A 19,116-nucleotide genomic window follows, 5' to 3' on the forward strand; every position below is an offset into this window, starting at 1 on the left:
TTCCCCAGCCATCTTTTTACAGATGGAGTTGTTTAGGGGTCATTACATAGCGCATCGGATAGGCATACAAATACAAGGTCGGTGCTATACCTGTACATTTTTGTCTAGTGTCCTATATAAGAGGCAATAGACATACGATTGTGACTATGGATAGCAGAAAACTACAGGTTACTGGTTAGCAGGGCTGGTATAGAGGCCGGTCTGCGATGTTCTTCGGTATTCTCTGGGGGTCATGCCCTTTAAGTTGATAAAGCGCCGGTTGAAATTGGAAATATTATTGAAACCGACTTGAAAACAGATCTCAGTAATGGGATCTTCACCGTGGGCTAATAACTCACAGGCTTTGTGAACCCGTAATCGGTTGACGAATTCGATAAAACGGTGCCCCGATGCTCGCTTGAAATACTTGGAAAAATAAGTGGTCCCCATACTCATATGATTGGCTACTTCTTCCAGCGTCAACTCGCGGTCATAGTGCTCGAAAATGTAGTTCACGGCATGGTTGACCCAGACCAGATTTTTTTCGTCGATCAAGGGCTTGTGGTGGTCGCTGGACAAAATATGGTATGCATCTGTTGTAGCGAGTAATTCCAGAATCTGGAAAAAAAGCACCAGGCGTTTCATGCTTTGGGCAGATGAGAGCTGATCTATGAGTTGCTCTGCCATCTGCACCCTGTCAGGGTCATAAAACTGAATTCCAAAGCGAGCACGCTCCAGCATTGGAGCGATAATGGTAAACTCCGGCATTAACGTCTGGCAGTTAGTGATAAATTCCGGGCTGAATTGTACTACTTTGTCTCGGATTTCAACGTCTTCCCCATCTTCCATACGACTGATCCAGTTGTGGGGTAAATCCGGCCCTGTAAGAACAAGGTTACCTGGAGCAAAGTTGCCAATGTAGTCACCTACAAACATTTTTCCCGAAGTGGTTTTAACCAGATGGAGTTCATACTCCTTGTGATAATGCCAACGAATAAGCGGGCTTGGCGCTCCATGTTCAAGGTAGCGTATTGATTGATTTCCTTGCTGTTCAACCCATTCGAACTCGGGCCTTAGCTGTTGTTTGTCTTGGCTCATACCCTGTTTCTTTTGTTGAATCATACTAAGACAGTTTAAGACTCTATTATAGGAAATACAGTGACTAGCATTGCAAGTATGAATAATGACCAGAACCAATACTATTTTGCTATAGGTTTAGGAAGAGAGGCTGACTGCTGAGCTGGCGGGAAATGGAAAAGCTGGTTATAGTCGGGTGCGAGCAGGGTGATAGATGTTCACACCGATTCACAGTGGTCTACATAAAAGTATGGAGAAAGCAGCGCCAGAGATATTGATCTCCAGTGCTGCTTTCTCTGGTATTTCTTAGAAGGGGATTTTGTCCGGGGGAAGTTCAGGAGTTTTCCAGTTCACTGGGGTCAATTACAACACCGAGGGAGCGCTTGTCGATCATTTTTCCTTTGGATGTTTCCTTGTAGCGAAAAGTGACCTTTTTACCTAACTCAATTTCCAGGTCTTTGTCTGCTGACATGTAAGAATATTCTTCAGCATCAATAGTTAGGTGGTGTATGTAATAAGGAGGCATCCCCACCCACTCATTAAAAGGACCGTCAGTTGTCACTGCCTCAAGCATCCCTCTGCCAATGCTCTTGGGGGCTTTTGTTCTGCGCCCTCCTTTGAAATTGCCGGCCATTCTGACTCCTTTATCTACTGCTTTACAGGGATTAATTCGGTAACTGCATGTAAATCATGCTACTGAATGCATCAAATAACGACTGAAAAAGTTACCGTTGCATGTGTGCAAACCTACTCGCATATTCTAGACCGAAAATGCTGCTAGAACACCCCGAGATTGGTCTTTTCTGTATAAATATAAATCTGGCACAGGCATTATTCTCTCTGTGGGCGTTCAACGGAAAAATTATTGTTAACAAAACTAAGGAACTGCGACCAGGTCCATTCATGTTCTCAGCGGGCCCGGTAGGCCGAGACCCAATGAACTTTTCGCAGGTTCCCCGATTACTTAGGAGATAGGATGACAGGTTACGCATATAGTTTGACCATGGATGTGCGAGATTATGAGTGCGATATTCAAGGCATTGTTAATAATGGCGTATATCAGAATTACCTGGAGCATGCCCGGCATGAATATCTAAAGGAAATTGGTCTTGATTTTGCCGATCTGGCCAGCCGAGGAATTAATCTGGTGGTCATCCGGGCAGAACTGGATTACAAGCTGCCGTTAACCAGTGGTGATCGTTTTGAGATTGGTGTCAACATGGTCAGGGAATCTAAAGCACGATTTGCTTTCTATCAGGATATTGTCAGAAGCTCGGATGGTAAGCTGGTGCTAAAAGCAAAAATCATGGGGACAGCTTTAAATGAACGAGGGCGTCCATCCATCCCTCAAGAGCTGGAGCCTCTATTGAATCAGTAACAACAAATTGGAAATACTCAGGAAGACCCCGAATCGGCAAGGATGCTGTCGAACCAGTGAAGTGGAACGGAACCAAGAGGAGGTGCGATGAATGTTAGATTAGCCTGCAGCAATGATCAGGCAGAGATCGCAAGCTTAACTGAGGAGCTTGGCTATGCCGTTAGCCGCCATTCATTGACGAAGAATCTTAGTGCTATTTTGCAGTCCGGTGATCATTTACTGTTAGTGGCTGAATCTGATGACAAAAGCATTGTTGGCTGGATTCATGTTTTTAAGGCTGTCCGTGTGGAATCTGAAACTTTTGCAGAAATCGGAGGTTTTGTGGTTCATGGTCCTATGAGAGGGCAGGGGATTGGCTTAGGTTTGTTAAATGAAGCAGAGAGTTGGGTACGGTCACAGGGCATTCAGAAGTTAAGGGTTCGGACCCGTTCCCAGCGCGCCAGGGCACGGAGTTTTTACCAGCGCTCAGGTTTCTTCTGCACAAAGGAGCAGGTGGTTTTTGACAAATCAATTGTTTGAGGGGTCGATGCGGTAGGAACCGTATCAGTGTGTGACCTTATCAAGCGGGTCTTTGAATATGTGGCTGAATGATTTTAATCAAGGATTATTTTGCGGACAGTCGCTAGATTTTTAATCGCTAAATACAGGCTATTGACTACTGTAACCCAGGCTCTGAAGGCCCCAGAGTTGTCGCTGGGAACATAATGGATTAATTCGAAGGTTTCCTAATACATCACAGGTATATTGATTTGAGAATAAACAGCACTGAAACAGGTCATGTTAGAGGGATCAGAAAGTGGCTGATCTGTGTGTCTTTGCTGTTCGGCTCGGTATACATGAGCGTTGTCGAAGCTGCCCAACCTCCTGTGATTCAAAATAAAATTGCAGAAGATCCTCAGCCGGTAGCTGTTATTGACCATACTCAGCCAGTTGAGCCTGGATGGGAAGTGGTTTTGCCCCCTGATTCTCTGGCAAAGTGGTATAAGCCACAGAATAAGCGACAGGTCTGGCTGCACTCCATGTTCAAGCTGCGACAAGCAATGCAAGCAATTGATTATTACCTCCAGCAAAATGATCCTGCTTTGGTTCGTAAGTGGGCGGATACTTTGCAGAGTACTTACGCTAAACTTCCAGAAATGGTCCCAGAATGGCGTGATGCCTCTCGTCAGCATATATCGGTTTCGCTGCATGAGGCGGCGCAGAATGGCAATCTTGAAAAGGTGGCTGATCAGCGGCAGCGGCTGCAGAAATTTTGTGATGCTTGTCATCAGCAGTGGCAACCTCTTGTCACGGCAATATACCGGAGTCCTGATTATGCAAGGGTCATGGTTTCTGATTCTGCTACAGGAGAATCTTTAAGCTATCCAAAGATGATGCAGAAGATTTCTACAACGCTCGGACTGCTGAAATTAAAACGCGAGGATGGTTTCATTGAAGAGGCTCGTAAAACCACTGAGATACTGGAGCTGGAACTTCAGGACCTGGCGGTTAGTTGCTCCAACTGTCATCGGGATGAGGCGAGTACTGAGCGTATATTAGGTGCTGATCTGGTGGCTGAATTTCAATCTTTACGACAAACTCTGGTGGAGCCTCATGATCCTAAAGCTTCAGGAAAGCATCTGGGAGCGATTGGTTTTACAGTCTGCGGACGTTGTCACAGTATTCACCGAACCCTGGGTGATCTTCGTAAGTGGATGTTATCGCCTGAAAGTTAGAATCTGTTGGCTAAGATAGCTTCAGGGTTGGTATTTTATTGATTTATGTCGCAATAATTCCCTGATATTTCAGCTAAGCTCCAGTATGATTTAGTATCATCACTCAGCGTCTAGTAGTTGATTCTCAAAGTAATTGGTTAATCCATAACTTTTTAAACTATTAGCGGTTTCCATTATTTCACGATGCAGTACCTAGGGAGAGGATATCGATATGCGGTATAGAATCGCATTTTTATTAGATCGTAGTCTAAGAGCAATAGGCTTCAGGACTATAGATAGTCAGTTCATGTTGTCTTATCTGTTAATTTTCTTGTTTGCAGTAGTAACAGTTGGTTCTTTGTACTTGACGATGTCTGCCAGCGCTGAAACCATCAATGTCGCAGGTCGCCAGCGTATGCTGAGTCAGCGATTGGCAAAGGAAACGCTGATGGTTGTGCAGGGTGTCGAGCAGAAAGTAGCGGTGGAAAAGACCATGCAACTATTTGAGAGCTCTCATCAGGATCTGATTAACGGAAACCCGTCCACTGGCATTGTCGCTCCAGCCACGCCCCAGATATCTCAACAACTGGAACATGTCGGCAGCTTGTGGACTGATTACAAGCAGACAATCAATAACTACCTGGTTGACGCAAGTAAACAAAACCTGGGTCTTCTTCATAAGCAAAGCCCTGTTATTCTTAAGGAAATGAATAAAGCCGTCGGCATGATCACTGCGGCCTCCAATGAGGAGTTAAAGCAACAGCAGCTACTTGCGATTGTGATGGCTGCGGGAATCTTGATAGTTGTTTTTGTCAGTCGGGTTTTTGGTATGCACTGGCTGATGGGCCAGATCAAACTGCTGCGATCTCGCCTGGATGCGGTTGGCAGTGGAGACTTTTCTCAGCAGATTACTGAAGAAACCAGTGACAATGAAGTAGGGCAGATGTTTGGTGCTTACAATAACATGCTTCATCAAGTCGGGAATGTTGTCAGAGGCGTTCAACGGTTATCCCAGCAGGTTTCTGATCAGACAGATCATCTGGCGCAGGCGGCTGGTGTGGCTGAAAACGGGGTCGTGAGTCAGAATCAGGAAATTGATCTGGTCGCAACCGCTATGAATGAAATGTCAGCAACTGTCAGCGATGTTGCGACTAATGCGGGGCAGGCCTCCGAGGCTGCCGGGCAGGCGAATTCAGCGGCTCATGAGGGCCATCAGATAGTCGGCAGAACCAAGGAATACATCACGGGTATGTCTGAACAGCTAAATGGGGCAGTCTCAGTCATGCAACAGCTGGATGCAGACAGCCAGGAGATTGGCTCCGTCTTGACCGTTATTACAGGTATTGCAGAGCAAACAAACCTGTTGGCACTGAATGCTGCCATTGAAGCGGCTCGAGCGGGAGATCAAGGCCGAGGTTTTGCAGTTGTTGCGGATGAAGTCAGGACCTTGGCACAGCGGACACAAGAATCGACTGAAGAAATTCAGAAGATTATTGAACGATTGCAACTGCAATCCAACAAGGCTGTATCCGTCATGCAAAATAGTACTGAACAGGCTCAGATCAGTGCAACTCAGACAGAAGAAGCCGATGCTGCTCTTAAGGAAATTGTGAGAGCGGTGGACAGTATTGTCGAAATGAATACGCTGATTGCGACCGCTGCTGAAGAGCAATCACAGGTCGCCAATGAAATGGATCAGAATATTGCCAACATATCGCAAGCATCCGGCGAAACCACTCAGGTCGCATCCGACGTTAGAGGTGTTTCGCAGTCTCTGACCGCTCAGGCTCATGAGCTTTTGGATTTGGTTGGAGCCTTAAAAGTCACTGAGTCTTAGCTAATATACCGAGTGATGGGGGAGTTGCTCCCGTCACTCGGTGTTGGGTACCTTAGATCGCCAGAAAAGAAACCTGATTTGCGAAGGTAGCAGTACCTTAGAAGGTATCTTAATCAGGATTATCTGCTGCTATTTTGCTGCGTTCTGACGACGCAGGGTGGTTACAACCTCACCTCCGATCCCCCAGTTATCGGTCTCCACCTCATCAATGACAACCACTGTTGTTTTGGGATTCTTATTAAGTACCCGTTGAAGTAAATCTGTAGCACCCCGTATTAGCTCTGCTTTTTGCTCAGCTGTTGCACCTTCTCGTGTTATTTTAAAATTTACATAAGGCATGGCGGTCTGTTCCTGGGTTAATTGATGGCAATTAGTAAGGAGGTCGTTAACGTTGAATGGTGGTTTTTTGTGATGTGAAGCTAGTCGAAAGATCCTGATGACCAAGAGTTTTCGCTAGCAACAAGAATGCTATACCCAGCGCAGTGAAGCCAACGGCAAGGTATAGGCCGCTGTCAAAGCTACCTGTTTGTTCCGCCAGCTGTCCCGTAAGTGCCGGAGCTATGATCTGCGCGATACCATAGGATAGTGTCATTTTCCCCATCATTTTTGCAGGTTTACTCGGGTAGAACCGACCCGACATGGTAAGCACCAGACTGACTATTCCTATGAAGGTAAAACCGTAGAGAACTGCACTGACCAGTAGAGAAGGTAAGCCTGATCCCAGGATTGGGGCTAAGAATCCTCCAATATGGAGGATATAGGCAATCAACAGGGCGTTCAGAATGCCTGTTTTACGAGCCACAAAATCCCAGAGAATGCATGCGGGCGCAGCGGCAACCCCCACTATCAGGAATACCAGATTACCCAGACCCTGAACCTCGGGTAATCGTTCAGCAATGGCAACGGTAAAGGTTGCGCTGATGACATACCCTACACCGGCACAGAAATACGCAAGCATCATCAGAATCATAAAAGCCATCGACGGTGGATTGTCCTGAAGATTGGCATTCTGCTGAGTTAATGTTGCCAGGGTGGGGCGTGGCAACCAGCGCCAGGCTGGAATTGCTATCAATACTCCAAGTAATGAAAAGATGAACCATTGCTGCTCCCAGCTAAAGTGATCGATCATCAGCTCGACGGCGATTGAGCAAAACGCTATGCCAATACCCATACCTGCAAAGTGAATACCCAGTTCACTATGATAGTTATGGCGCATCAACCAGTTAAGAATCAGTCCAGAGCCTATCAGTAGGCCGGCAGCACTGCTTAAGCCCGCTAAAAAACGAAGTATTGACCAGATTAGCCAGTTGTCAGTCAGACCCATTCCCACAGTCGTAAGTACCGCGACGATGAGTCCCAGTCGATAGAGTGTATCCTTGGTAATCAGGCTGTTTACCGAAGCTGCTATTAATGCGCCGCACATATAACCGATATAATTGAATGTCGCCAGCCAGCCACTTTGTGCGGTACCAAGCCCTGCGTGAAGCTCCATAACCGGTATTAATGGAGTATAGGCAAATCGAGCTACTCCAAGCATTACGACCAGACTAAGAATACCTGCCCCCAGTACTTTTAAACGCTGTAGTTCCATTGTCATTTTCGCTATCCCGCCAATTTGATACGCCATTACTGTAGGCTTATTGATTTATCTGTACAATCGAATAATATCGAACGTTATGTTCTGTAAAACAGATTTGTAAGAAATCAAAGACAGAGTAACAGCAAAATTAAAAAGTCGTAGCGATCAACTATGCGAAGAGCAAGGAGGGACTGGTGGAAATACTGGCATTAAAGACTTTTATCGCCGTTGTAGAAGAAGGGGGCATTCTTTCAGCTTCCAAAAAGTTAAATACTGTTCAGTCCAATGTGACTACCCGTATACGCCGTTTGGAGGAGGAGCTTTCTGTTGATTTGTTTTTTCGCAAGGGAAGGGGGTTGGAGTTGGCGCCTGCAGGGCGGGTACTGATGGAATACGCGCAAAAGATGCTGTATCTGGAAAAGCAGGCCAGCAATGCGGTTAGTCAGGCTGGTGGCAATACTGGTTTACTGCGTATCGGTAGTATGGAAACATTCGCTGCAGTTAGGTTACCTGGCGCATTAAAGCGGTTAAGAGTATTCCACCCTGAGTTGGATTTATCTGTCGAGACCAGTACGACTCAAGAGCTGCTGAATAAAGTGCTTTGTTGTAAATTGGACTGTGCATTTGTGGGCGGACCTATCGATCACAGTGATCTGTTAGTCGAACCCATATTGGTTGAAGAGCTTGTTCTGGTGCGCTCACGACTTCATCCGGATGCCTCGGGCACTCTTATACTGTTCAGAGAGGGCTGTGCTTATCGTGCTAAAGCCCTGGCATGGAAGCGCGAGTCAGGGCAGCAAATTGGAGAGGTCATGGAATTAGGTACTTTGGAGGGAATTCTGGGCTGCGTTACGGTGGGATTGGGCTGTACGCTGATGCCGCGAACCGTTGTAGAAAACTCAAGGTTTGCGGATGAACTGATTATTAAAGAAATTCCGGATCACCTGTCTCGTATCCCTACCGTTATGGTTTCTCATCGGGAAAGCCCGGCGATGCTCTGCATGGGGACCCTGGCTAATGCGGTGGTGGATTCCAGTGTGGCTGCATAGTCGCTAACGGTCAGTATCCGTTATGCTGATTAATCAGCGGGAAGATAGGCATTGTCGTTACCCGGTATTTATCGCGTTTTTAATTGAATCTGGAGGTTGTCAGTAAACCGGGTAAGTTCGGCTTGATGTTTGGCTGGGATAGCCGCTTGGATGATAACGGCGGTCTCGTAGGAAACTTCATTGACAGATCCCTGGTGAGTTGTAAGCCAGTGTCGGATATCCTGTTCCCGCGAGAAGTTACAGCGAATTTCGACGCTAATCATTTGTACATGCTGTTTAGTGGAGAGTTGCACCATTGCTAACTGAGCAGCATGACTGTATGCGCGAACGAGACCTCCGGCCCCTAACTTAATACCTCCAAAATAGCGGATGACTACCAGCATAACGTTGCCTATGTCTTTATGCTGAAGTACGTTCAGAATTGGCTTGCCTGCCGTTCCGCTCGGTTCGCCATCATCGGACATAGCAACTGTTTTCGGGCTATGAGGGGGGCCTATCAGGTAAGCCCAGCAGTGATGGCGGGCATCGGGATACTCTGCTCGCGCCTCATCCAGAACGGACATTGCAGTAGCTCGATCTCCGGCTGGACAGGCCCAGGCAATAAACCGGCTTTTCTTGATTTCGTATTCAATCACCGATCGTTTAGCGGGAACAGTGTAATCTGCCTCCGGCTGACCCGTATTGCCCTCAAAAGGATGATGGCTACTGCTGCGAGGTTGTTTCAATGATTTACTCTACCAGATTAAAGAGGAATGCCATCTGTCATGAGGCCATACAAGGTCTGCAATGCTATGTATAGAATGCAACCTCTAAAATACAAGGCATGATTTTTTTAATTGCGTGGGTTAAGCGGAACGCTATAAAACCCTATTCGTGGTGCAGAATCTGTGGGAAGGGTCCCATTGCTTGAGCAGTGCGACCCTTTGGCAAACCCTTATGCGGCAGCGACAAACTTTCCTTCCAGATAGCGGATAATATCGGAGGATTCGTACATCCACTTGACATCGCCACTTTCCTCAACAATTCTCAGGCAGGGGACCTTCACTTTACCCCCTCCCTCCAGAAGTTCCTGACGAAATAGCTCGTTACGCTTGGCATCTCGTGTTTCCACTTTCAGCGAATTGCGCTTCATGGCTCTTCGAACTTTGACACAGAAAGGACAGGCGGCATATTGATAAAGCGCTAGCTTAGATGTTTGCTGATCCAGTAACGCTTGTTGTTGTTCAGGGCGTTTGATACCTCTAGGTGTTGTCAGAAAGTCCAGTAGCAGAATTATGCGACCGAGAACCCATCGTATTGCAGCCATACAAGCCTCCAATTATAAACTCAATAAGCAGTTGCCGGAAAAACAACGAGCGGAAAAAGGGCGCATTTTAGCAGTCTTGACTGTGAAAATGGAGCCCTTTTTCCGCGTAAGTAATTAGACTTGCAGGCAGTCTTTCAGCTCTTCGTTTAACGTATTGATATTAAGTGTTTCTGCGCAAACTATTTCAAGGCGTGAATCCTTTCGCCAGGCAATAGGAGATACGACTTGTTCACCCAGAACCTGATTAATGAGTACCCATTCTTCGGCGGTTCGAAAAACCCCCTTAATGCGTTCCAGTGCCGGTTTAGATCGACACCAGTTACTGAGTCGATCTAAGTCGAAAATGTCATCGGCATGAAACCGCCAGCCATAGCTGTTTCTGTCATAACCGCTGCCGTTCAAAACAACGGGATGACCCGGCGTTGGCTCTTGGGTTGACTCGTTGGTTTCAGGCAACTGTGTGTGAGAATGGCTGTGTTCTGGTGCTTTTGCATGCGCATGAGCGTCCGGGTATTGAGCATTCAGATCAGCGCTGCCTAAGTCCAATACACTGATGTCAAAATATCCCTGTTGTGCTTTGATAACTCGCTCTTTGGGTGGAAACATTGAGTTGGCCCGCTGCTCCATTTCTTCGATCAGTGCTTGATCTGCCATATCTGTTTTATTCAATATCAGCACATCGGCCAGATTAATCTGATCCTGAAAAGTCTCGTGAGCCAGTATTTTGGAGTCCCTGAGGGCTCGCGGATCGACCAGACAGATGGTTGCCTGGATCTGTAGCGTTTCGGCAAAAGGCTCGCTGCGTAAAGTGTCGATAATACCGGCAGGGTGTCCTATCCCTGTCGGCTCAATAATAAGCCGGTCTGGTTTACTTCGCTGTAGCAACATCACCAATGACATTGTTAAGGGTAATCCCATGGTACAGCAAATACAGCCACCGGGTAGTTCTTTGATGGTTACGCCATCTTCAGGTTTGAAAGCTGTTTGGTCTATGCCTATCTGACCAAACTCATTGACCAGAACTGCCCACTTCTCGGTAGCAGGTTTCTGCTTCAGTAGCTGTTGTATGGCAGTCGTTTTTCCGACTCCCAGGAATCCCGTGATAATATTGACAGGGATATTCTTTAGCATGATTGGTTGGTCCGTATGGGTTTGATAGTAGAGGAGCCTGGAAGCATATTATTACCGGCTGAATAAGTCCTGTCATTATTCCAAAGTTGATTCATATCATTTTGCTTGCTTTGCTGTTCGGTTAGTTTGTTCTCAGGTTTGGGATGGACCCAATAGTTTCAGTGGTGCAGGATGTTATGATGACCTGTAATTGGAAAGCGATGGTAGGACTTCGAAAAGGTTGGCTAACCTTTTCTCTGCTGCTGTTTGCCAGTGCATTGGTTATTCAACCTCTGATTGCCACTAAAGTTCTAAAACCTGATGCCCAAGGGCGTTATGTTCTGGTTTGTACTCTTAACGGACTGCAAGCTCTTTCCGTTCAGGGCAGCGCTGTTAATGAGGAATCTTCGACCTCAGCAGCGTCTGTTCAGTACGACTGTCCCGCCTGCCTGCTAAACAGCATACTTGCTTCCTCTACCCATGATGGGGGAAATGTCTTTGGTGCTACGCCTGATCTTCATTATCAGGATATCAGGCCCGCCGAACAGGGTTATTCCCATCGTAGTATCTTCGCGCCTACCATGAGGGCGCCTCCTCAATACCTGAGTTGATTCCTGTATATCCGTGCATACTCGTTTCAGGCGTTGTTTTTCTCGTCTGCAGGGAGGCACGCTATGTAGATCCGGTAAAACGTTCGCATTGCTTTTGTAAAGCATTGCCTGGTTTTAAGTTCTGATTGGAATGATGCCGCTGTGAGTGTGGGTCAATTTTTGACTCAGGTTCAATACAGAGGCATGGAATGGGGAATATCATGGTAAAGCAGACTTCTGTACAACTGGCTAATAGTCAGCGCAAATGGCAAATAAACCAGCAACGTGCGCTAAATCAAAGTCGTATGAAACAACAAAGTATTCGTAGCCGAACGAGTTCCGACTATCGGCATAAAAGAATGCCATAACTAAGTATTCTGGCGAAAGGCCATAGCTACAAATATCTGCGGATAAGCCCATAATGCCCCATTAGGTCATTCAGTCTCAGGGCTTGTTCGCAGTTGTTTTCCCAGTGTTTCATTTGTTGGCCTTTGTTCAGTTTGTTGTTGTTCCTGGGCTTAGCTTTTCGACACTCGCGAGTAAAATCGCCAGATATACATTCCTCAGAGATCCATCTAACCGGACAGCAGGGCTAATACGTCGCCCCGCTGACTGTTGGCCTGGGCTTGCAGCGCGATTATTGATTGTTGAAGCAGGCGATTATGGATTAATTCACTGATAGCTTTTGCCACATCGCTATCTTCTATTGCGGAAGCCGACTTTGCCTGTTGCTCGTTGCTAATCTGCAAATTGTTGATAACACTATCCAATCGATTTCTAGAAGCTCCGAACTCGGCTGCAGCCGAATCGATAACACTCAGAGACTGATCTAAGGCAGACAGCGAGGATTCAAAGTGAGTCGGATCTGTGAGATCAAAGCTGTTTAAACCAAAATCATCCAGCCTTTGATTAAGATTAAAGCTGGGAACGCTGACGTTGTCGCCGGCCTGACTGCCTATCTGCAAATCTGTGGAACCCTGTTGTGCAAGAGGGCGTAATCCGTTAAAGCTGGTTGAGTTAATGCTCTCTTGTATTTGCAATAGTATTTGGTCTGCCTGTTGCTGCAATGACTGGCGGTCAGAGGAATTGAGAATACTGTTGCCCGACTGAATAGTTAGTTCTCGAAGTCGTTGTAAGCCGTCGCCAAGCTGCTGTAATCCCGCATCAGCAGTCTGCAATAACGATATTCCGCTAATAGCATTGGTGACAGCTGTATTCTGTGAGCGGATTTGAGTGTTTATTTTGACAGACACACCGAAACCAGCGACATCATCGCTGGCAGAGTTGATTCGCTTTCCACTGCTGATCTGTTCTGAGCTGCTTATCAGACGATTACTAATGGTTTGCGAGATAGAAGGGTTAAACTCGACCGCCATAACTGTTACATATCAGCCATTTGCTGTCTTAATTTAAGCTATCAATCAAAATAGTGATAAACAAAAAACACTGGTATTAGAGAGCCTTCTATCAATGTCCCTTGCTAATCCCTGTTTGTCTTTGTTTCTTATTATAGCTGTTCTGGACGAAAAGGAGGTCTAAACTCGAAATAGAGCCTAAAATCTGAGTCCTTTCGGAGGTTATGACTGCGCGATAAGCGTTGATAGAGAATATTTGAAGTGATCTCTAGTCGTTTTAGATTGACGCTGCATTTATCTAAAACTGGCAGGAATTTGAAGAGGTTATTGATGGAGAGTGGGAGCCGGACAAAATGGTTATCACCTGACTCCCCCATATTCGGTTGTCTGTTTTTTTCTCTGACAACTTTGAGTAGCTTCTATAGCTGCTAGATAGCCAAATACTGCTGTCTGAGATCCTCGTTGTCCAGTACCTCCTGAGCAAGGCCATCAAAGACCACTATTCCCATGTCAAGAATAATGGCTCGGTCAGCCAGCCGAAGAGCTGCGATGGCATTTTGCTCTACGATGATCGTGGTAATACCAAGATTTTTAATACTGTCCAATATGGACTCAATCTCGCGAACAATGACGGGAGCAAGGCCTTCGTAAGGTTCATCCAGCAGTAGTAGTTTGATGTCCCGTGCCAGGGCCCGACCAATTGCCAGCATCTGCTGCTCTCCTCCAGAGAGTGTGGTTCCTTCCTGATCCCTGCGTTCACCCAGTCGGGGGAAGTGGTCATAGATTCGTTCTATAGACCAGCCGACGGGCTCAGCAATCTGGGCTAATTCCAGGTTCTCCTGAACGGTTAATCCGGGAATGATATTACGGTCTTCAGGTACCAGAGCAATTCCGTTCTGGGCTGCTTCAAAGTTCTTCATGGTATGAATGGGTTTGTGATCCAGCCAGATCTCGCCTTTTTGTACTTCCGGGGTTGAAGCACGAGCAATTGAACGCAGAGTGGAGGTTTTTCCCGCTCCGTTACGGCCCAGTAGCGCGACTATCTCCCCCTCTCGGATATCGAAACTGACACCCTGAACAATGTAGCTTTCTCCGTAATAGGAGTGGATGTCCCACACGGAGAAAAACGCTGGATCGGAACCGGTGCTGGTAACTGTTCTTACCACGGGTGCGACTGGACTCATAAGTGTGCTCCTCCCAGGTAAGCTTCCTGAACTTTAGGGTTGCCACGAATTTCATCGGGTGTACCTTCGGCGATGATAGTGCCTTGGGCTAAGACCGATATGCGATCTGCAATGCTGAATACAACATGCATATCGTGCTCGATAATAATCTTGGTCATACCGCCTTCTTTGATTTTTTTCAGGGTGTCGATGGTACGGTTAGTGTCATGGCGCGCCATCCCCGCTGTTGGCTCATCCAGCAATAACAGTTTGGGGTGCTGGATCAGACACATAGCCAGTTCCAACCGGCGCTTATTTCCTCTAGACATGCTCCCAGCCAGGTTATGGGCCTGATCTTCCAGAGAAACCTCTTGAAGAAACTTCATTGCTTCTTCTTCAAGGTCATTTTCTTTTTGCAGGCTCTTAAATGCATTAAAGGTGAAGTCTCCATCACGACTCGCCAGGGCTGGTACCATTACATTTTGCAAGATAGTCAGGTCTTCGAAAATGGCAGGTGTCTGGAAGACCCGGGAAATACCCGCCTGATTTATCTCAAAGGGTTTTTTACCGGTAATCATTTCACCGTTAAATGTGACAGAACCTGTATCGGGGGTTAGTTGCCCGATACAGACATTAAGCATGGTGGATTTGCCGGCACCGTTAGGTCCGATAATAGCGTGAACGGTTCCTTCTTTAACTGTCAGGTTGAGGTCGTTAAGCGCTTTCAGTCCACCAAAGGTTTTCAAAACATTTTTTACTTCTAATACTGTATTGGACATTTGCTAGGCTCCCTCTCTCACCGCTTCAGTAGTGCTATCATCACTTTGTCCGCTGGACTTACTGAATTTGGATTTAATTTTGTCGATACCTTCCATTATTCCTCCTGGGAGGAAAGCAACGATCAGCATAAACAGAATACCCAAAGTCAAATGCCAGCCTTCACCAACAAACGGGCTGGTGATGAAGACCATAAATTCCTGTAGCCAGGAGGGAAGGAAGTCAAAAAATCCGTGCAATACGGTTTCATTTATAGCCGAGAAAATATTCTCGAAGTACTTGATAATGCCAACGCCAAGCAGAGGGCCAATCAGTGTTCCAACACCACCTAAGATGGTCATCAGGACGACTTCTCCAGAGGCTGTCCATTGCATCCGTTCCGCACCAGCCAGTGGATCGGTCACGGCCATCAGAGAGCCAGCCAGACCCGCGTACATGCCTGAGATCACAAAGGCTGTCAGCAGGTAGGGGCGGGTGCTATACCCGGTATAGCGCATCCGTGTCTGATTAGATTTTATCGCTCTTAATTTCAGTCCAAATGGGGAGCGGAAAATCCGCAACGAAACGTAAAACGCTATTATCAGGAATGCCGCACATACATAGAAGCCAGAATATCCACTCATACTTAAACCGAATAATTCAGTGGTAGGAAGACCTTCTGTTACTGCAGTATCAAAGATTCGAGGATCATCTCTCTCCAGTTGCAGGCCAGTCTCACCATTGGTTATTGGTGTTAGTACGGAGTAAGCCAGATTGTAGGACATCTGGGCAAAAGCCAGCGTGAGTATGGAAAAGTAAATCCCGGAGCGGCGTAAGCTGATAAACCCAATAATGGCGGCAAAAACACCGGCGAACAGGACACTAAAGAAAATGGCCGGTAGCACGTTCATTGTCAGTAGTTTGAAAGACCAGACCGCCGTATAGGAGCCTACACCCAGAAATGCAGCATGTCCAAATGACAAGTAGCCAGTCAATCCAAACAGAATATTGTAGCCAATTGCGAAAACACCGAAGATCGCAAATTTCTGTAACAGGTCAGGGTATGCGGCCCCCAGAGGACTCATCCAAATAGGCATCGTAAGAATAGCTGCTGCGAAGACGACCATTATCAGCCATTCGGGCATCATTTTAAGTTTATTCATGATTAATCCTCCATCACCCCTTTCTTACCCATCAGGCCTCGGGGTCTGACTAGCAGAATGACCACAGCTACCAGGTAAATTATGATCTGGTCTATGCCGGGTAAGATCGATTTGATTTCATTCATTGAAGCAAAAGACTGCAATATGCCCAGTAAGAAACCAGCGGCAACGGCTCCTTCCAGAGAGCCCATCCCGCCGACAACTACGACGACGAAGCTAAGCACCAGAAAGTCCATGCCAAGGTGATAATCAGGAGGTAGAATGGGAGCGTACATGACACCTGCTAACCCTGATACGACGGCTGCCAAGCCAAAAATAATCGTGAAGCGACGTTCGATGTTGATACCCAACAGTCCGACTGTTTCCTTGTCATGGATACCTGCCCGAACGACCATTCCGAAGGTGGTGAGTTTCAGGAACGCAAACACCGCACCAATAACGATAGCGGCAAATGCCAGATAGATGAGTCGCCACCAGGGGTATACCACAGAGTCTCCCAATCCGATGGCTGCTCCAATGGCTGCGCTGCCTGAAACAATGTCCGGAGCAGGGGCCGGTATTGGATTCGCGCCAAAAATGGACTTGATGATTTCCTGTAAAACGATTGCCATACCAAATGTAAACAGGATTTGCTCAGCATGAGAACGTTTATAGAAGTGGCGAATCAGGCCTCGCTCCATAACCAGTCCGATAACCAGCATGACAGGCACCGCCAGGACTAAGGATATCGGTACCGAGTAGTCAATGATCATGGTTCCGGTATCACCGAACCAGATTTCCAGATAGGGTTGTTCCTTGAATGCTTCAAAAAAGGTAATGCTTTCGTCTTTTACCTTTTTTGACATTGTCAGCAGTTGATTAAAGGATACGGCACAAAATGCACCGAGCATGAAGATCGCACCGTGGGCGAAATTGACGACCCCTAGTGTTCCAAATACTAGGGTTAGGCCAAGAGCGATCAGTGCATACGCACCGCCCTTATCGAGCCCATTAAGCACTTGAAGAAAAATTGTGTCCATATCTCTCAACACTTATTGTTTTTGTTTATAAAGAGTGCGGATGTACCCACCGAGCCTGGGGCTCGGCGAGCATTACAGCGTTACAGCAGTACTACTGGAGCCTGCCGGGTGTTGTATTCAACCAACAGGCTCCTTAAGGGCTGATTCAGACTTCGTATGGGCCTAGCTCACCGCCAAAGATCTTAGCGTCGTATTCCACTTGAGCGCGAGGCACTTCCTGAACAATTTCCAGGAGATCGAACTGGCTGCTTGGATTTTGATTACCTTTCACAACCAAGACATCCTTGAAGCACTGGTGGTCTTCAGCACGGTATTCCGTTGGACCGTTCCCCATGCCGTCGAATTTAAAGCCTTCAAGCTGCTTAATGACTTCTGGTGGATAGAAAGTACCAGCCATTTCACACGCGTTGGCATAAAGCAGTGTTTGCACATAGCAGGTGTGTGCTGCCTGAGAGGGTGGGAATCCATACTCCTGGCCAAATGCCTTAACAAACGCCTGAGACCCTGCGTCCTGTAAAGCCCAGTTCCAGTTGGTTGTTCCCAGAATCCCCTTGATATTTTCTCCGGCACCCTGTGCCATCAAGCGCGAGAACAGCGGAACGATTATCTGGAAGTCCTTTCCGTTAACGTTTTTATCCCTCAGACCGAATTGAATTGCCTGGGTCAGGGAATTGATCATGTCCTTACCGTAGTGGTTCAGGATCAACACATCGGCGCCCGAGTTGAGTACTGGAGTGATGTACTGAGAGAAGTCCCCGGCACCTACGGGGGTGCGTACCGTTTTAGCCGTTTCCCAGCCCAGAGCTTCAGTCGTGTTTTTGATAGACTCTTCCTGAGTCCAGCCCCAGGTATAATCAGCTGTCAGATGGTAAGCGCGACGGTTTGTGCCGTACTCACTTTCCAGTACCGGGCCAAGAGCGGCTCCTGACATATAAGCATTGAAGAAATGACGGAAACCGTAACGGCGCTTATCCTTACCGGTTGTGTCATTGGAGTGGGTCAGACCAGCCATAAAGATTACGCCCATTTCCTGAGCCAGTCCTTGTACTGCTACCGCAACACCTGAAGACGAACCGCCGGAGAACATGATAACACGGTCTTTTTCGATCATTCGTTTGGCGGATGCACGTGCCGCATCGGACTTTGTTTGGGTATCACCAGTTACAAACTCTACCTTTTTACCCAGAATGCCGTTACCTGTCAGGTTCATGGGCTTCATGGTTTGCATCATGCCGCCGTCGCCTTCGCCATTGAGGTGCTTAACGGCCAGTTTGAATGCGCGCAGCTCATCAGCCCCTTCATCGGCATATGCACCACTTTGCGGGACGTTAAATCCGATCGTTACGGAGCTTGCGTTACCTGGATTATTACGAAAATCTTTTGCTGCCCAGGCATCACGGGTATAAAACATCGGCATTGCGCTTGCTGCACCCAGTGCGGCACCGGACTTTAGTACCGTCCGGCGGGAACAGGAAGAACCATTTTTCTTGTCAGTACTCATTCTTATTTTTCTCCACAAAAAAGGAAAAGGGTCAAACCGTTTTCAGCATTTAATGTTTAGGATTTAGAGTTAACCACCCGCTACTGCGTAATTTGGGTGTAGAAATGGGACTAGCGTTTATCACAAAATCAGTGTCACCTTAATTTTAATAATTGTGAACACGACTAAAGGCGAATGCGGAAACACAACGAGTTGTGCAAAAGTTGACGTATAGGTAAGAATATTGCGAGTGTCTGGCAGCCATGCCAGATAGTAAATGATGGTGATGATATTGTGGTGCGTTGCGGTATAGGATTGGCTTTAACAGAAAGTCTGAAGTTACTTTGATTGTATCTGAAAGCAGGGTATAGAAAGGATTGAGGTCAGTGATATTTTTCAGCTATGAATAACAGAGTTTTTGCTGCACTGCCTAAAAATTGAGCGAAGCGTTGGCTGAAATTATAGTGCTCGATTGATAATGGACCGATAAAAACCGGATAACAGAGCAGCTGTTTCGAGCAAGTTCATCATTCGTCACGGGTATTATACTTTTGGCTAAGTCCTTAGCTGTTTGAGTGTTT

At 46.9% G+C, this 19,116-nt stretch carries 20 protein-coding genes; 7 read left to right on the top strand and 13 right to left on the bottom strand.

Going from position 1 to position 19,116, the window contains the following annotated elements; translation table 11 throughout:
• Positions 1-168: 168 nt before the first annotated feature.
• Both BGP75_RS08115 and BGP75_RS08120 read right to left on the bottom strand, forming a co-directional pair.
• Complete coding sequence (locus BGP75_RS08115; protein WP_076717426.1) at positions 169-1,077, bottom strand: AraC family transcriptional regulator; 909 nt, start codon at positions 1,075-1,077, stop codon at positions 169-171.
• A gap of 313 nt (positions 1,078-1,390) precedes the next feature.
• A complete protein-coding gene (locus tag BGP75_RS08120) occupies positions 1,391-1,690 on the bottom strand; it encodes a hypothetical protein (RefSeq protein ID WP_076717428.1) in 300 nt (99 codons plus the stop codon).
• Between the two features lie 342 nt (positions 1,691-2,032).
• On the opposite strand from BGP75_RS08120, the gene BGP75_RS08130 reads away from it, so the two are divergent.
• The 4 genes from BGP75_RS08130 (at position 2,033) to BGP75_RS08145 (ending at position 5,965) form a co-directional block, all read left to right on the top strand.
• Complete coding sequence (locus BGP75_RS08130) at positions 2,033-2,434, top strand: thioesterase family protein (protein ID WP_076717432.1); 402 nt, start codon at positions 2,033-2,035, stop codon at positions 2,432-2,434.
• A gap of 87 nt (positions 2,435-2,521) precedes the next feature.
• A complete protein-coding gene (locus tag BGP75_RS08135; RefSeq protein ID WP_076717434.1) occupies positions 2,522-2,953 on the top strand; it encodes a GNAT family N-acetyltransferase in 432 nt (143 codons plus the stop codon).
• 230 nt (positions 2,954-3,183) lie between these two features.
• The gene (locus BGP75_RS08140; protein ID WP_076717436.1) at positions 3,184-4,149 is read left to right on the top strand and encodes a hypothetical protein; all 966 of its coding nucleotides are present in this window, start codon (positions 3,184-3,186) and stop codon (positions 4,147-4,149) included.
• A gap of 211 nt (positions 4,150-4,360) precedes the next feature.
• On the top strand, positions 4,361-5,965 hold the full coding sequence (locus tag BGP75_RS08145; protein WP_076717438.1) for a methyl-accepting chemotaxis protein: 1,605 nt from the start codon (positions 4,361-4,363) through the stop codon (positions 5,963-5,965).
• 129 nt (positions 5,966-6,094) lie between these two features.
• Here BGP75_RS08145 and BGP75_RS08150 read toward each other — a convergent pair whose 3' ends face one another.
• Positions 6,095-6,304, bottom strand: coding sequence for a 2-hydroxymuconate tautomerase family protein (locus tag BGP75_RS08150; protein ID WP_076717440.1), 210 nt, complete (start codon positions 6,302-6,304; stop codon positions 6,095-6,097).
• A gap of 46 nt (positions 6,305-6,350) precedes the next feature.
• Entirely contained in the window at positions 6,351-7,562 is a 1,212-nt protein-coding gene (locus tag BGP75_RS08155; protein ID WP_076717442.1) for a YbfB/YjiJ family MFS transporter, read from the bottom strand.
• A 176-nt stretch (positions 7,563-7,738) separates the two neighbouring features.
• On the opposite strand from BGP75_RS08155, the gene BGP75_RS08160 reads away from it, so the two are divergent.
• Positions 7,739-8,593 carry a LysR family transcriptional regulator gene (locus tag BGP75_RS08160; RefSeq protein WP_076717444.1) on the top strand — a complete coding sequence of 285 codons (855 nt, stop codon included), beginning with the start codon at positions 7,739-7,741 and terminating at the stop codon, positions 8,591-8,593.
• 68 nt (positions 8,594-8,661) lie between these two features.
• Here BGP75_RS08160 and BGP75_RS08165 read toward each other — a convergent pair whose 3' ends face one another.
• The 3 genes from BGP75_RS08165 to BGP75_RS08175 form a co-directional block, all read right to left on the bottom strand.
• Positions 8,662-9,318: a YigZ family protein gene (locus tag BGP75_RS08165; RefSeq protein WP_076717446.1), complete on the bottom strand. Its 657-nt coding sequence runs from the start codon at positions 9,316-9,318 to the stop codon at positions 8,662-8,664.
• Between the two features lie 209 nt (positions 9,319-9,527).
• Complete coding sequence (locus BGP75_RS08170; protein ID WP_076717448.1) at positions 9,528-9,899, bottom strand: glutathione S-transferase N-terminal domain-containing protein; 372 nt, start codon at positions 9,897-9,899, stop codon at positions 9,528-9,530.
• Between the two features lie 114 nt (positions 9,900-10,013).
• The gene (locus tag BGP75_RS08175; RefSeq protein WP_076717450.1) at positions 10,014-11,030 is read right to left on the bottom strand and encodes a GTP-binding protein; all 1,017 of its coding nucleotides are present in this window, start codon (positions 11,028-11,030) and stop codon (positions 10,014-10,016) included.
• A 176-nt stretch (positions 11,031-11,206) separates the two neighbouring features.
• Between BGP75_RS08175 and BGP75_RS08180 the strand changes: the two genes are divergently transcribed.
• Positions 11,207-11,620, top strand: coding sequence for a hypothetical protein (locus tag BGP75_RS08180; RefSeq protein ID WP_143821010.1), 414 nt, complete (start codon positions 11,207-11,209; stop codon positions 11,618-11,620).
• Positions 11,621-11,820: 200 nt separating this feature from the next.
• Positions 11,821-11,967, top strand: a complete 147-nt coding sequence (locus BGP75_RS27010) for a hypothetical protein (protein ID WP_158070074.1) — start codon at positions 11,821-11,823, stop codon at positions 11,965-11,967.
• A gap of 207 nt (positions 11,968-12,174) precedes the next feature.
• Here the strand turns inward: BGP75_RS27010 and BGP75_RS08185 are convergent, their stop codons facing one another.
• The 6 genes from BGP75_RS08185 to BGP75_RS08210 form a co-directional block, all read right to left on the bottom strand.
• Positions 12,175-12,975, bottom strand: coding sequence for a flagellin (locus BGP75_RS08185; protein WP_076717455.1), 801 nt, complete (start codon positions 12,973-12,975; stop codon positions 12,175-12,177).
• A 407-nt stretch (positions 12,976-13,382) separates the two neighbouring features.
• Positions 13,383-14,138 carry an ABC transporter ATP-binding protein gene (locus BGP75_RS08190; protein WP_076717457.1) on the bottom strand — a complete coding sequence of 252 codons (756 nt, stop codon included), beginning with the start codon at positions 14,136-14,138 and terminating at the stop codon, positions 13,383-13,385.
• Positions 14,135-14,896, bottom strand: coding sequence for an ABC transporter ATP-binding protein (locus tag BGP75_RS08195; RefSeq protein WP_076717459.1), 762 nt, complete (start codon positions 14,894-14,896; stop codon positions 14,135-14,137). Before BGP75_RS08195 ends, BGP75_RS08190 begins: the two co-directional genes overlap by 4 nt.
• A 3-nt stretch (positions 14,897-14,899) precedes the next feature.
• Positions 14,900-16,036, bottom strand: a complete 1,137-nt coding sequence (locus BGP75_RS08200; RefSeq protein WP_076717461.1) for a branched-chain amino acid ABC transporter permease — start codon at positions 16,034-16,036, stop codon at positions 14,900-14,902.
• Between the two features lie 2 nt (positions 16,037-16,038).
• The gene (locus tag BGP75_RS08205; RefSeq protein WP_076717463.1) at positions 16,039-17,055 is read right to left on the bottom strand and encodes a branched-chain amino acid ABC transporter permease; all 1,017 of its coding nucleotides are present in this window, start codon (positions 17,053-17,055) and stop codon (positions 16,039-16,041) included.
• Between the two features lie 145 nt (positions 17,056-17,200).
• The gene (locus BGP75_RS08210) at positions 17,201-18,556 is read right to left on the bottom strand and encodes a substrate-binding protein (protein WP_076717465.1); all 1,356 of its coding nucleotides are present in this window, start codon (positions 18,554-18,556) and stop codon (positions 17,201-17,203) included.
• Positions 18,557-19,116 lie beyond the last annotated feature (560 nt).

It is taken from the genome of Motiliproteus sp. MSK22-1 (assembly GCF_001968815.1).
Taxonomy (GTDB): Bacteria; Pseudomonadota; Gammaproteobacteria; order Pseudomonadales; family Balneatricaceae; genus Motiliproteus.

Excerpts from the sequence above, each read along its gene's own strand:
- BGP75_RS08115 (WP_076717426.1), bottom strand. The coding sequence starts at position 1,077 with ATGAGCCAAGACAAACAACAGCTAAGGCCCGAGTTCGAATGGGTTGAA.
- BGP75_RS08120 (WP_076717428.1), bottom strand. The coding sequence starts at position 1,690 with ATGGCCGGCAATTTCAAAGGAGGGCGCAGAACAAAAGCCCCCAAGAGC.
- BGP75_RS08130 (WP_076717432.1), top strand. The coding sequence starts at position 2,033 with ATGACAGGTTACGCATATAGTTTGACCATGGATGTGCGAGATTATGAG.
- BGP75_RS08135 (WP_076717434.1), top strand. The coding sequence starts at position 2,522 with ATGAATGTTAGATTAGCCTGCAGCAATGATCAGGCAGAGATCGCAAGC.
- BGP75_RS08145 (WP_076717438.1), top strand. The coding sequence starts at position 4,361 with ATGCGGTATAGAATCGCATTTTTATTAGATCGTAGTCTAAGAGCAATA.
- BGP75_RS08150 (WP_076717440.1), bottom strand. The coding sequence starts at position 6,304 with ATGCCTTATGTAAATTTTAAAATAACACGAGAAGGTGCAACAGCTGAG.
- BGP75_RS08155 (WP_076717442.1), bottom strand. The coding sequence starts at position 7,562 with ATGACAATGGAACTACAGCGTTTAAAAGTACTGGGGGCAGGTATTCTT.
- BGP75_RS08170 (WP_076717448.1), bottom strand. The coding sequence starts at position 9,899 with ATGGCTGCAATACGATGGGTTCTCGGTCGCATAATTCTGCTACTGGAC.
- BGP75_RS08175 (WP_076717450.1), bottom strand. The coding sequence starts at position 11,030 with ATGCTAAAGAATATCCCTGTCAATATTATCACGGGATTCCTGGGAGTC.
- BGP75_RS08180 (WP_143821010.1), top strand. The coding sequence starts at position 11,207 with ATGATGACCTGTAATTGGAAAGCGATGGTAGGACTTCGAAAAGGTTGG.
- BGP75_RS27010 (WP_158070074.1), top strand. The coding sequence starts at position 11,821 with ATGGTAAAGCAGACTTCTGTACAACTGGCTAATAGTCAGCGCAAATGG.
- BGP75_RS08185 (WP_076717455.1), bottom strand. The coding sequence starts at position 12,975 with ATGGCGGTCGAGTTTAACCCTTCTATCTCGCAAACCATTAGTAATCGT.
- BGP75_RS08190 (WP_076717457.1), bottom strand. The coding sequence starts at position 14,138 with ATGAGTCCAGTCGCACCCGTGGTAAGAACAGTTACCAGCACCGGTTCC.
- BGP75_RS08195 (WP_076717459.1), bottom strand. The coding sequence starts at position 14,896 with ATGTCCAATACAGTATTAGAAGTAAAAAATGTTTTGAAAACCTTTGGT.
- BGP75_RS08200 (WP_076717461.1), bottom strand. The coding sequence starts at position 16,036 with ATGAATAAACTTAAAATGATGCCCGAATGGCTGATAATGGTCGTCTTC.
- BGP75_RS08205 (WP_076717463.1), bottom strand. The coding sequence starts at position 17,055 with ATGGACACAATTTTTCTTCAAGTGCTTAATGGGCTCGATAAGGGCGGT.
- BGP75_RS08210 (WP_076717465.1), bottom strand. The coding sequence starts at position 18,556 with ATGAGTACTGACAAGAAAAATGGTTCTTCCTGTTCCCGCCGGACGGTA.